Consider the following 12677-nt stretch of genomic DNA (forward strand, 5'->3'; position numbering starts at 1 on the left):
TCCATCATACGGGGATATATAAAACCTTAAACAACTCAGGGGCTGCTGTATTCATACCCGTAAATTACGACAGCAGCCCCAAAGTTTAAGATTTTCTAGCTAACGTCTACCAAATCCACTACAAAGATCAGGGATTCACCAGGTTTAATGACCGATCCTGCGCCGCGGTCACCGTAGGCCATGCTTGCAGGAATTTCGAGGCGACGCCGACCGCCAACCTTCATGCCTAACAGTCCTTCATCCCAACCGCGGATAACCTGCCCCACGCCAACCTGGAACGGAAGCGGCTCGCCGCGGTTCCAGGAAGCATCGAATTCCTCACCAGTGGAAAAAGCAACACCTACATAGTGCGCCAAGACACGAGAACCGGGAACAACCTCAGCCCCCTTACCTTCGATAAGATCTTGTATAACAAGTTCGGTCGGGGCATCGCCCTCGGGAAAATCAATTTCCGGCTTTTCTCGATCAAGCTTACGCTGGCCAAAAGACATAATATGTTTCCTTTTCTCTCAAGTGCCCTACCGAAGACAGGTACAGCGCTTATCGGCAGAGCTCGAATAGAATTTACTGTTTGGTGGGATCAGCCGTAGGCGCCAAGCTAGACGGGATAGCTGTGGGGGAAGCTGAAGACACAGCTATGGTGCTTTGTGAAGAATTAGGTGTCAATGGCGAGGGAGACACAGTGGGAGCTGCTGCTAATATATCCACCACGAAAACTAGAGTTCCCTTCGGAGAACCGTTTTTACCTTCATCTCCGTATGCTAAGTTGGCAGGAATAACGAGTTCAACCCGAGAGCCGACTTTCTTACCTTTCAGTCCTTGAGTCCAACCTTTAATAACGCCGTTAAGTTTAAAGGGGGTTATTTGACTATTATAGTTTCCGTCAAAAACTGTGCCGTCAGACCATTGTGCACCGATGTAGCGTACAAAAACCATGTCAGTTTCCTGTAACTCAGGACCTGTGCCCGTAATGAGTTCCCGTGAGATAAGGTCCTTGGGGGCCTCCCCTCTATCTTCCGCAAAACTAAGCTCTGCTTCACCAGTTGCCTGATCCAAAGAAAAAGCTGGAAGCTCAGGGGCAGGTGACTGTTCGGTACCCTGGGCATACTTGGGTATATCTTGTTCTTTAGGCAACTTAGATGTAATGGTATAAACCTCCACATTAGTGGGAGTACCCGAAGATGCAGTGCTGGGGTTAGTCGATCCCGAAGATCGAGTCTGATTTGTACTGTATACAAAAGACCCGCCCACTTTGAGATTTTTAATAACCTCGTAAATTTCAGGAGATCCCTGTTTTAATTTACTCATCTGAATTGTCAGAGGATTTGTAGAATATGTACTCTCTTCAAGATTTCCATTTTCACCGTTAAAAATAGAAGCATTCAGAAGAATAGCGTCGTCATCTTGGATACTTTCACCATTTCCTTCGTCTATAACATGCGTTACGTCGTGATCCGTCGAGAATGGTTTGGAGAAAGAAACCGCAGGAGCCTCCTTACCGCCCTTAAGGTCAACGTGGACATCCTCAATCTTGGGGCTATTAGCGCCGCAAGCGCTTAGCAACATCGAAAGAGTGAGTACTGAAGCAGCCAAGGCTTTTTTCGACACGAAGGTTCCTTCCCTAGGTTTTTCTTTATTATGTGATGCTCTATAACTCAATATTAAACGGGCGAAAACCCGACAAATACAACGGTGTAGAGCAAATCAATAAGAACATAAAACATACGTAAAGTATCAAACCCTAGAATAAAAAGCTAGTTGTAGAACCATATTGTGGAACATTACACCAAAGGCGGAACGGACTGAGGAGGGTTCTTATGGCGAAGCATCTCAAGAACCTTTGTGAGTTCGGAGCTCTCCGTCTGAAAAGGATCTTTAAATACTAGGGTGTGCTGTGGGTATGCGTTGATTTTAAGGTGTACCCAATCTACGGTAGACTGCTCCCCCGCATCTTTAGCCGCCTCTACAAACTGTGAACGTAGTCGTGCGCGGGTTGCCGGGGGCTCCTGCATCGCACGCTGTGCGGCATCAGGCGGGAGGAGCGTTGTGATGGCTCCACGCCGGGCTAGAGCATGGTAAACCCCGCGGTGGGGGTCAATATCATGGTAAGCAAGATCGAGCTGTTGGATGCGAGCGCTCGCATAGTCTGTCGGAGTTCCAGACGCGTTGCTACGGGCGATGTATGCGTCTAGGAGTTTCTTTTTGATAGCCCAGTCGATTTCGGTGTCAATACTGCTGTAGTCACCGATTTCGATGGCGTCGAGGGTGCGCTGCCAGAGATCTAGCGCGTAATCGACACGATGGTGGTGGGTCCCGTATTGCGTGATGTATTGGCGGGCAGCGTCGAGGTAGTGCCTTTGAACGCTTAGAGCTGTGTAGCGTTGTCCGTCTGTGGTTTCAAAAGCTGCGGTTCCGGTGAGGTTGTGGCTGATGGTGCGTAGAGCTTGCGGGACCGATGCGAGTTCTAAGCTGGTGACAGGAAATCGGTCTTCGAGCATGCGTAGTACGAGGTCGGTGCTGACTATTTTGAGCAGTACCGTGGGTTCCGCCATATTGGAGTCGCCGTTAATGACATGCATACGGCGGTATCGTGAGGCATCGGCGTGGGGTTCGTCGCGGGTGTTAATGAGGGGTCGCGTGCGGGAGGTTGAGGTGCTTGCTGCTTCCCAGATATGGTCTGCTCGCTGTGAGAACGAGTACGAAGGTATACCTGTAGTGGCTTGTGGATCTGTTGAACCTGGTAAGGGTCCTCCGTTGGGGTGGGTTTTTCCTGCGCCTACAAGGATTTGGCGGGTGACGAGGAATGGTACGAGTTGTTTAACGAGGGTGGGGAATTCGAGTTTGCGGCTGATGAGGTAGTTTTCGTGGCTGCCGTATGAGTTTCCGGCGGAGTCTACATTGTTTTTGAAAAGGTAGATCGTGCCGTTGAGAGGGCGATCGTGGTGTGCGCGCAATTGCTCTTGGGCTTGTTGCGCTAGCTGAGCGAAGAGGAGCTCGCCCGCGCGTTCTTGGGCGAGGAGTTCGTCGATGGTGGCGCATTCGGCGCTGGCGTATTCGGGGTGTGAACCTACATCGAGGTAGAGCCGTCCACCGTTGGGCAGGAAAACGTTAGTAGAGCGCCATTCATCAAGGACGGGCTTGAAGAGCGCTGCAGCTGTTTCTTCGACGCTGAGCCGTCCTAGCCCCTGGGGTACGTAGCTAAGTCCGAATTCGCTTTCTATGCCAAATATGCGTTGTTCCATGGTGTGTTTCTAGTAAGGGGACGAAAGTGCTTTGAGCAAGTCTTTGAGTTACTGACCGCCCTTTTGGACGAATCCGGTGACGAATTCTTCGGCGTTTTCGGCGAGCAGCCCGTCGATTTCGTCGAGGATATCGTCGACTTCGCTTATGTCATGTACAACGGTCGTGTCTTGTTGGGTGAGGGATTCCTCCTGTTCAGTGAGTTCTTCGTGGTACTGGAGCTCTGAAGCGTGGATGCGTTCACGTGACATGTTTTCTCCTAAAGGTCTTTATGGGGTGTCGTGTTCTGTTGGAGGAGTTGAAGCAGTTCGTCGGAGTGGGTAACTCGTGGTAAGAGCGGGTCTACTTCAGATTGAGTGTAGCGTGTGGGCTCTGGCATGGCGAGTCGGGTAAGTTCGTGGGAGTAACGCCCCCGGCAAGATACGGTATCCCAGTTGATACCAATGATTTCATCGGGCCATCGGCTCATCAGGGTTCCTCGGAGATAAGCACGGGTGTCTGATGGTGGGGTGCGGGCGGCGTCTTCGATGTCTTGAGACGTGAAGAGGGTGCGCATCCGACCACGCGCAACGAGGCGGTGGTAAAGACCCCGTGTAGGATCTATATCTGCATAGTGTATGTCAAGGGCTTTGAGCTTTGCATCGGTATAGGGAACACCTTTAGCCACATAGCTGCTGACGAGCGCATATTTAGCGACCCAGTCGAGACGATCTGCAAGTGCGAGAGGATTTGTTTCTAGAGCATCGAGTGTTTCTTCCCAGAGGGCGAGTATTTGTTGGGTGTCGTTATCGACTCCGGTGGGGTTCTCTTGTTCGTGGCTTTTGCAGGCGTTGAGGTATGCGCGTTGAATTTCTAGAGCTGTGGCGAATTTGGTGGTGCTGTCAGAATTTTCTGTGAGCGGGAGCTGAGCACTGAGTAATAGGTCGTGGCTGGTGGTGTGTAACGCTGTTACTGGGTCGGCGATGTGTAGGTTTGGGGCGCGTCCGGATTCTATGAGGTTTAGTACTAGAGTGGCTGTGCCGAATTTAAGGAGGTTTGAATAGTGGGAAAGGTTGGCGTCTGCAGGGATGACGTGCAGGCGACGGTAGCGCTCGGAGTTGGCGTGGGGTTCATCGCGGGTGTTAACGATGGGCCGTCGAATAGTTGTTTCGAGCCCGACAGGGCGTTCAAAGAAGTCGGCCCGTGAGCTGATTTGGAATCCTGGAATTTCGCCGTTAACACCTATGCCTACGCGGCCTGCTCCGGTATAGATGATGCGTGTTGCAAAGAAGGTTAGGAGCGTGCTGGCAACGTCTTCGAAAGGGATATCGCGGCTGATGAGGTAGTTTTCGTGTGCACCGTAGGATTGTCCCTTGGAATCGGTGTTGTTTTTGTAGAGCTTGATGGCGGGTAGGTTGTCGTTGCTGTGCTGCGCTACTTCTGTGATGGAATCGTAGGCTATTTTGTCACCTGCAGCGTCGTAGAGCACTGCTTGGAGCGGGGTGAGCACTTCGGGAGATGAGTATTCGGGGTGGGCATGATCGACGTAGAGTCGGGCGCCGTTGGCGAGCATGGCGTTCATGGTGACTCGGTCCCAGTCGAGGCGTTCCGGATAGCCTCCTCGTCCGTGGATAAGTTCTTGGGAACCGTCAATTCCTGCTTCCCGTAGAGCTTCAAGCGCTATGTCTTCGCTTGTGAGTTCTCGACGGGTGTGTGTGAGTTGTGAGGCGTGTGCCTCTTGTTCTTTGACGGTGTGTCCGAAGGCATCAGTGAGCGGAGACTCAGATTCTGTAGACCAGCGCGTGCGCTGTGCTTCTTGCGCGTTATTCTCGATGGTCCGGCGTAGAGATTCTGTGCGCTTCGCTTCCAGTTTTTCGTACGTATTGACCACGATAGCGGAGAGTATCGTGGGGTTTGTGTCAGGGGCATCCGGGGATATGACACCGTATTCGGTTTCTGCTCCCATGATGCGGTGAATACCGTAGACGGGCTGGAACATGAGGTTACTTTCTTGGAACGATTAAGGTGTAGTGGCGGTATGTGGCGGCGTGATGGAAAGAATCCTGCCTCGTATTCCGCGTACGGTGAGTGCATCTTCAACATCAGGTAGGGGCGGCAGCTCAACTTGATCTTCAAATTCTGCGCGTACCGCTTCGAGAAGGTGTCGTGTGGTAATACCTTCTGGTCGGGGTTCATGGGCAATACCGGTGGGAGGTGAGCTTGTGTAGCTGAGGTGTTCCTTGATGGCGTACTTTTTAGCGCGATCCACAATGTTGCGGATAACGGCGCCAGAAACAAAGTCACCGCGATATAGGGTCTCTTCGTGCAGTCGGGAATTATCTGCCGTGTTAATACCCTGGTTCAAAGTTGCTGCTACATAGGCGTTAGCAGAAGTACGAGCGTAAAGCTGCGCGACGGCGGCAGAGATCATGGCTGCTAGCGTCGCCTCTGCCGAACCGTGCTTGGCGACTTCGTGGGGATCTAGAGGCAGATCGTCCGTGAGATATAGCCCGAAAATCTCGGTAGCTCCAGAGGCATCTGGACGGTTAATACGGATTTTCAGGTCAAGACGGCCTGGGCGCATAACTGCGGCGTCAATGAGATCTTCACGGTTTGTGGCACCGATAACGATAACATTCTGTAAGGATTCAACGCCATCGATTTCGGCAAGAAGCTGCGGAACGATGGTGGTTTCTATATCTGAAGAACGCCCCGTGCCGCGGGTACGGAATAGTGACTCCATTTCGTCGAAGAACACAACGACTGGGTGACCAGCTTGGGCTTTTTCCCGTGCTGCCACGAAAATATCACGGATCTGCCGTTCGGTCTCCCCCACAAATTTATCGAGCAGCTCGGGGCCTTTGATATTAAGGAAATAACCGCGAGTATTTGTACCTGGGTTTAACGCGGCAGCGCGCGCCGCTAGTGAGTTCGCCACAGCTTTGGCGATCATGGTCTTACCGTTTCCGGGTGGTCCGTAGAGCAATATACCTTTGGGCGGCGCCAAATGGTAACGCTCGAAAATTTCTGGGTGCAGGTAAGGCAGCTCAACGGCATCGCGGATCTGCTCAATTTGCGCTCCGAGGCCACCAATATCTTCGTAAGAAATATCCGGAATTTCTTCGAGGACGAGTTCTTGAGAGCGGCTTGCCGGAACTATCCCGGTAACCATCCGGATGCGGCTATCTAGGGTAACTGCATCACCTGTGCGCAGGGAATCGACATCAAGCTCCCCAGAGACACGGGCAACTTGCTGAGCACCAGACGCAGTATCGATGAGTACTTTCTGGGGACTCAGAACCTCACGAATCGTCACAACGTCCCCATAGGATTCATATCCAAGGGATAGAACAGCTTCAGACTGTTCATTGAGGAGCACCGTCATACCCGGTGCCAAGTTTTTACGGTCCAAAAGCGGGGAGAGCGGAATACGCATAAAACGTCCCCCGATTTGGACATCAAGGTAGTCCTCGGTTTCAGCGGGACTCTTATCGTCAGCAGCCTGCGCGTAGGTCATACGCTGTCCCGTACTGACTGCGAGAATAATTCCCGAGTTCAGCGGGGGCATGATCTCTTGTGCTAGTGAAGCCCGTAGCCGCTCAATCTCATATTTGAAGTGAGTAAGTGCCTCAACCAATTTACGATTTTTCTCAGAAGCGGCTCGTAACTGTCGGTTCATATTAGTGCGGGTAGACTCAGCGGCGCTTACACGCCTCAGTAAAGCCTCATACTCTTGGGGGCTTACCGCGCGCGAGGAAGATATTGGCACCTGACTCTGCGCTGCAGAATAATGCGGCGCGGGGCTTGGCTGACGAGCCGACGACTTGGGATCTGAAGACGATTCCCGAGACGGATTTATATGTTCAGGCGTCAAATCCTTTTCCTCTCATCAGCAAACTTGTCATGGACGGTGTTTTTGCCCACCGCTGCGGGCCAGGAATACTGGTCAAGCCTACTCGGGTTTATCTAAACCATTGGGCATAGAAGTTTTTTCCTGAGATTCAGCTACAGCCACCCGATGGGCATGCACTGCATGCTCCGCAAGATTTTTAGCGTCCCGTAGAGCACGGCGCACCTTCTTATCAGTAACCTCTCGCTCCCCCACATTCATCGGAATCCAGGCATTCATATCATCATCGGTGAAGTCGTTTTTAGAAGCCCGACGCTTCGGAGAAAGACGAACTGCACCATCTGCAAGGCGCCGGGCTACGATCAGAAAAGCTGTATGCGCAACCATCCGGTGATCTGGACGAACCGCTAACCCCTCAACATGCCAGCCGCGTACCATAGTTTCATCGCACTCAGGCTCTGTAAAACGACCACCCGCACGCAGCCCTTCCACCAGACGAGACATTTGGGTTACCGTTGCCACATAACAAATTAACACCCCGCCCGGTGCAAGAGCCTGCGCAACAGCATCCAAACATTCCCAAGGCGCAAGCATATCAAGTACCACACGATCGACACTGCCGGGCTGCTCAACTTCGGGAAGTCTCTCTTGGAGATCGCCAATGCTCAGCTTCCACGCTGGATGCGTTCCCCCGAACATAGTCTCAATATTTGCACGCGCGACCTCAGCGAATTCTTCGCGACGTTCAAAAGAATGCACACAGCCATCATCGCCTACAGCTCGCAACAAAGCGATAGAAAGAGCACCGGAACCAACACCGGCTTCGACAACACGAGCCCCCGGAAAAATATCGGCCTTCACGATAATCTGAGCGGCATCTTTGGGGTATACCACGGCAGCACCACGCGGCATAGACAACACAAAATCTTTGTACAAAGGGCGCAGCGCCTGATAAAGAAAACCGTGAGTGTTCTCAATAACAGTTCCTTCAGGCGCACCGATGAGTTCATCGTGTTTGAGGAACCCACGATGTGAATGGTACTCCCCACCTTGCTGCAGGGTGATGGTGGTGATGCGACCACGCTCGTCGGTTAGTTGCACGCGCTCGCCGGGGCGGAATGAACCACGGCGGTTAATGGCACCGGTGGGAGTGGTCATATGCTGTGTGTCTCCTTGTCACGTAGTTTATTTCTATTCTACCGGTTCTATGGATAAACAAAGGTTCCCATATCAAGACTCAAAGCTTAGTACGGGAACGTCGTTCATAGTAGAACCTGTTTTAGATCACAACTCCTAGGCGTGCTGAGAGCGTATCTCGAATAAGTTCTCCGCCGCCACAAGACTCAGCGTTACCATCGCGCACCTGCTCAAGAGCCGAAATAGCCCAAGCGTCAAGTACCATGAGCGCACCTGATGTTTTCAGATCATCCGCCAGATACTCCCGTACCTTCTCTAGCGCCTGTTCAGCCGCAGATGAATCAGTACCGTTAGCGCTTTCAACCGCCTGACGGTAAAGATCTAGGCGAGCCTGAGCCTTCTTAAGATCCTCATCAGTCCAGAACCAATCTTCACGGTAGTGGTGATCCATAATAGTGAGTCGGATCGTATTGGGGTCAACACCCGCTGCACGAAGTTTAGAAACCAGCACAAGGTTACCGCGGGATTTACTCATCTTATGACCATCAAGTCCCACCATCCCAGTGTGCGCATAGTGCAAAGCATGTGGGCGGTTCGAGACGGCCCATGAATGTCCGGCGCCCAAATCATGGTGCGGGAATTTTAGATCGGAACCACCTGCTTGAACCGTCAGCGGACCATCTATAAATTTACGAGCAATCATCGTGCATTCAATATGCCAGCCGGGACGTCCCTCCCCCAGAGAGCCTGCATCCCACGAAGGCTCACCTTCACGCTTAATACGCCACAAAAGCGGGTCTAACGGGTCACGCTTGCCCGAACGCTCAGGGTCTCCCCCACGTTCAGAGAAAATATCGAGCATCTCATCGCGGCTCATGTGGCTGACTTCGCCAGGAATCCAGGAATATCCGTCCTCATTCTGTGGAAGTGCCTGTACCGCCTTTAGATCAAGATAGATATCACCGTCGGGGTGCTGCACGCCCTTTTCATCGACATACCCCGCCACACGATACGCCAGGGAACGTTCAACAAGATCCTCAATCACCGGGAAAAGCCATTGAATGGATTCAACGACGCCCACATAATGCTCAGGCGGAAGCACATGAAGCGCCTCCATATCGGTCCTGAAAAGTTCAGTCTGCTCTTCGGCAAGTTCTTGCCAATCAACGCCAGTAGCAGTGGCACGCTCTAATAGTGGGTCGTCCACATCAGTCACATTTTGTACATAAGTGACATTTACCCCGGCATCACGCCAGGCACGATTGAGCACATCAAAAGCAACATAGGTTGAAGCATGGCCCATATGCGTTGCATCGTACGGGGTTATCCCGCAGACATATAACCCTGCGTGTTGGGGCTCTTGAAGCTGAACCACAGTGCCCGTCGAAGTATCAAAGATCTGCGGTAGTGGCGCCGACCCCGGCAGAGACGGAACTGTGGGCGTATCCCAAGCTCGCATAGGGCTTCCTTTCAACGACCAAAAATCTACCTACAAGCATACCCGCCCAGCTCAACCTAGCGGACGGGTATGACATGGTGAACGCTCAAAGCGTACTACGACGTAATAAAGCCTGTACCCAGGCCTACAAAAATTAGCGTGCCCAGAATAATGCGGTACCACACGAAAATACTGTATGACCGAGTCGATACATACTTGAGGAACCAACCGATGATCAAATAACCAACGACAAAAGCAATCACAGTTGCGATGAGCGTGGAGAGCAAACCGTAATACTCTAGGTGTTCTTGACCGATAACCACTTTACTGGCCTTATAAAGCCCAGACATATACACAGCAGGCATCGCCAGCAGGAATGAGTAGCGGGCTGCAGCCTCACGAGTGTATCCCATGAACAAGCCAGCCATAATGGTGCCGCCCGAGCGAGAAACACCTGGGATAAGAGCTAAGGATTGTGCCAAACCATAGACTAGACCATGATTCATATTGAGGTCTTTAAGCTCTCGTTGTTCCTTACCGAAACGATCGGCCACCGCAAGGAAGACAGCAAAAACGATCAGAAGCGCCCCAACAATCCACAAAGACCTGAACGAGGTGTCGATGTAGTCTTCCAAGAGGAAACCCAGAACACCAATGGGGATTGAACCAATAATAATGAGCCATCCCATACGTGCATCAGGGTCATCTCGCTTGACTTTACCGGTGAGCGAACCGAACCAGGCACGAATAATACGCACAATATCACGCCAGAAAAAGACTAGGACCGCCGTCTCAGTCCCCAACTGGGTAATAGCGGTAAAAGCGGCACCAGGATCAACATTTTCGGGCAACAGTTGACCGACAATGCGCAAATGGGCAGACGACGAGATCGGAAGGAACTCGGTAAGGCCCTGTACGAAACCTAGAATAATTGCTTGAATATACTCCACGATAATCAAGAATACCGTACCTGATAACGCATGTCTGGGTTTGTGAACCGTCGTCCTCACGCGTTCCCTAACAAACAGCAGGGTTCTAGCAGCACATGTACCACTAGAACCCCGTGTTTACAGGCAGGATTTACCTTTAGATGGATGATGAATGCGCTTCATCACGCAACGCACGGTTCACAGCTGAAACCATAGCCTTCAGCGCTGCACGAGTGGTCGAGTCATCCACCCCGATGCCCCAAAGCACACGCGCATCAATAGCAACCTCAATATAGCAGGCAGCGTTTGCGGTTGAACTGGAGGACATAGTGTGTTCAGAATAATCGAGCACACGCAGATCTACGCCTTCGTCACGAAGAATACTCTGAAGCGCATCCACGGGACCAGTTCCCGTACCGGTACGGGTAAAGAGATGACCATCAATATTCAGCCCTACGCGAAGGGATGTCGAGCCCGTGTCAGCAGACTCAATATTGATCGACTCAATACGATACTTACCCCAACGAGGCTGATCATCAGGAGCAGGCAAGTATTCATCCGTGAAAATATTCCACAGATTTTGCGAGGTCATCTCGCCGCCGTCGGCATCAGTACGAGCCTGCACAATCTGTGAAAACTCAACCTGGGCACGCTTGGGCAAATCCAGGCCATAATCCTTCTTCAGCAGATATGCAACACCGCCCTTACCAGACTGCGAATTCACGCGGATAATAGCTTCATAGGTGCGTCCCAAATCTCGTGGATCGATAGGAAGGTACGGAACTTCCCAGAAAACCTCGTCCACAGTCTTACCCTGCTCGGCCGCACTAGTTTCAAGAGCTTCAAAACCCTTCTTGATAGCGTCTTGATGCGAGCCAGAGAAAGCGGTAAACACCAGATCGCCGCCATAGGGGGAACGCTCATGAACCGGCATCTGGTTACAATATTCAACGGTTTTGCGGATTTCATCAATATTAGAGAAATCAATCTGAGGATCGATCCCCTGGGTATAGAGATTCAAGCCTAGAGTAACCAGATCGACATTACCGGTGCGCTCCCCATTGCCGAAAAGACACCCCTCAATGCGGTCAGCACCCGCCAAATATCCTAATTCGGCGGCGGCAACACCCGTACCACGGTCGTTATGGGGGTGTAGGGACAAAACGATGTGGTCACGGTGATTGAGATGACGGTTCATCCATTCCACAGAGTCTGCGTAAACATTAGGCGTTGCCATCTCAACGGTAGCAGGCAGGTTTACGATGAGCTCGCGACCATTGACGCCGACCTCAAGCTCATCTGCGACAGCATTGCATACGCGCGCCGCATACTCAAGCTCGGTCCCCGTAAAAGATTCCGGCGAGTACTCATACAGAACCCTGGTATCCGTAATCATTTGCTCTTCGTATTTCTTACACAGGCGTGCACCCTGCAGAGCAATATCCAAGATACCGTCTTCATCTTGACGGAATACTACGCGGCGCTGCAGCACAGAAGTTGAATTATAAAAATGAACAATGGCTTGAGGAGCGCCTTCGATGGCTTCAAAGGTACGAGCAATCAGATGCTCTCGTGCCTGTACCAAAGCCTGAATGGTGACATCTTCCGGAATATGTCCGTCTTCTACCAGAGTGCGCACAAAATCAAAATCAGTTTGTGAAGCTGAGGGAAAACCAACCTCAATTTCTTTGTACCCCATACGAACGAGTAAATCGAACATCGCCAGTTTGCGTTTTGTGTCCATGGGATCGACCAATGCTTGGTTGCCGTCACGCAAATCAACTGCACACCAACGTGGCGCTTGAGTAGCTACATGTGAAGGCCAAGTACGATCCGGCAGATCAACTTTAATCTGCTCGTGAAAAGGACGATACTTATGTACTGGCATGGACGAAGGCTGCTGGAAGTTTTGCATACTAAATTCCTTGAGAATCGTGCCTTGAAATTAGGCTCATAAACGGGTGTGATAAATCGCGAAAATGCGCCGCACAAAATACCCGGAACGGGTGCGGAAATAACTAAGCCCCGTTCCGGCGAATAAGGAGAAGCAGATGCGAAACTGCACAGTCGCCGAGAGTCTTCATACCTCAACGCTACCACGAGA

Annotated in this window: 10 protein-coding genes; all 10 read right to left on the reverse strand. The window is 51.6% G+C overall.

Going from position 1 to position 12677, the window contains the following annotated elements; translation table 11 throughout:
- Positions 1-95: 95 nt before the first annotated feature.
- Positions 96-491 (reverse strand): FKBP-type peptidyl-prolyl cis-trans isomerase, encoded by a 396-nt coding sequence (locus HMPREF2756_RS08760; RefSeq protein WP_013399079.1) that lies wholly within the window; start codon positions 489-491, stop codon positions 96-98.
- 73 nt (positions 492-564) lie between these two features.
- Positions 565-1608 (reverse strand): FKBP-type peptidyl-prolyl cis-trans isomerase, encoded by a 1044-nt coding sequence (locus HMPREF2756_RS08765; protein WP_070620392.1) that lies wholly within the window; start codon positions 1606-1608, stop codon positions 565-567.
- Positions 1609-1781: 173 nt separating this feature from the next.
- Complete coding sequence (gene pafA / locus HMPREF2756_RS08770) at positions 1782-3242, reverse strand: Pup--protein ligase (RefSeq protein ID WP_070620396.1); 1461 nt, start codon at positions 3240-3242, stop codon at positions 1782-1784.
- A 48-nt stretch (positions 3243-3290) separates the two neighbouring features.
- A complete protein-coding gene (locus HMPREF2756_RS08775) occupies positions 3291-3491 on the reverse strand; it encodes a ubiquitin-like protein Pup (protein ID WP_004004684.1) in 201 nt (66 codons plus the stop codon).
- A gap of 8 nt (positions 3492-3499) precedes the next feature.
- Positions 3500-5218 (reverse strand): depupylase/deamidase Dop, encoded by a 1719-nt coding sequence (dop, locus tag HMPREF2756_RS08780; protein ID WP_048778186.1) that lies wholly within the window; start codon positions 5216-5218, stop codon positions 3500-3502.
- Between the two features lie 21 nt (positions 5219-5239).
- Positions 5240-6898 carry a proteasome ATPase gene (gene arc / locus HMPREF2756_RS08785; protein WP_239668103.1) on the reverse strand — a complete coding sequence of 553 codons (1659 nt, stop codon included), beginning with the start codon at positions 6896-6898 and terminating at the stop codon, positions 5240-5242.
- A gap of 273 nt (positions 6899-7171) precedes the next feature.
- A complete protein-coding gene (locus tag HMPREF2756_RS08790) occupies positions 7172-8227 on the reverse strand; it encodes a tRNA (adenine-N1)-methyltransferase (RefSeq protein WP_048778183.1) in 1056 nt (351 codons plus the stop codon).
- Between the two features lie 121 nt (positions 8228-8348).
- Positions 8349-9665, reverse strand: a complete 1317-nt coding sequence (mshC, locus tag HMPREF2756_RS08795) for a cysteine--1-D-myo-inosityl 2-amino-2-deoxy-alpha-D-glucopyranoside ligase (protein ID WP_048778181.1) — start codon at positions 9663-9665, stop codon at positions 8349-8351.
- A 95-nt stretch (positions 9666-9760) separates the two neighbouring features.
- On the reverse strand, positions 9761-10594 hold the full coding sequence (locus HMPREF2756_RS08800) for an undecaprenyl-diphosphate phosphatase (protein WP_172884759.1): 834 nt from the start codon (positions 10592-10594) through the stop codon (positions 9761-9763).
- A gap of 136 nt (positions 10595-10730) precedes the next feature.
- On the reverse strand, positions 10731-12488 hold the full coding sequence (gene leuA, locus HMPREF2756_RS08805) for a 2-isopropylmalate synthase (RefSeq protein WP_048778179.1): 1758 nt from the start codon (positions 12486-12488) through the stop codon (positions 10731-10733).
- Positions 12489-12677: the final 189 nt, after the last annotated feature.

The organism is Rothia sp. HMSC067H10 (assembly GCF_001810635.1).
Classification (GTDB): Bacteria; Actinomycetota; Actinomycetes; order Actinomycetales; family Micrococcaceae; genus Rothia; species Rothia dentocariosa.

Excerpts from the sequence above, each read along its gene's own strand:
- HMPREF2756_RS08760 (WP_013399079.1), bottom strand. The coding sequence starts at position 491 with ATGTCTTTTGGCCAGCGTAAGCTTGATCGAGAAAAGCCGGAAATTGAT.
- HMPREF2756_RS08790 (WP_048778183.1), bottom strand. The coding sequence starts at position 8,227 with ATGACCACTCCCACCGGTGCCATTAACCGCCGTGGTTCATTCCGCCCC.
- arc (WP_239668103.1), bottom strand. The coding sequence starts at position 6,898 with ATGAACCGACAGTTACGAGCCGCTTCTGAGAAAAATCGTAAATTGGTT.
- HMPREF2756_RS08775 (WP_004004684.1), bottom strand. The coding sequence starts at position 3,491 with ATGTCACGTGAACGCATCCACGCTTCAGAGCTCCAGTACCACGAAGAA.
- dop (WP_048778186.1), bottom strand. The coding sequence starts at position 5,218 with ATGTTCCAGCCCGTCTACGGTATTCACCGCATCATGGGAGCAGAAACC.
- leuA (WP_048778179.1), bottom strand. The coding sequence starts at position 12,488 with ATGCAAAACTTCCAGCAGCCTTCGTCCATGCCAGTACATAAGTATCGT.
- mshC (WP_048778181.1), bottom strand. The coding sequence starts at position 9,665 with ATGCGAGCTTGGGATACGCCCACAGTTCCGTCTCTGCCGGGGTCGGCG.
- pafA (WP_070620396.1), bottom strand. The coding sequence starts at position 3,242 with ATGGAACAACGCATATTTGGCATAGAAAGCGAATTCGGACTTAGCTAC.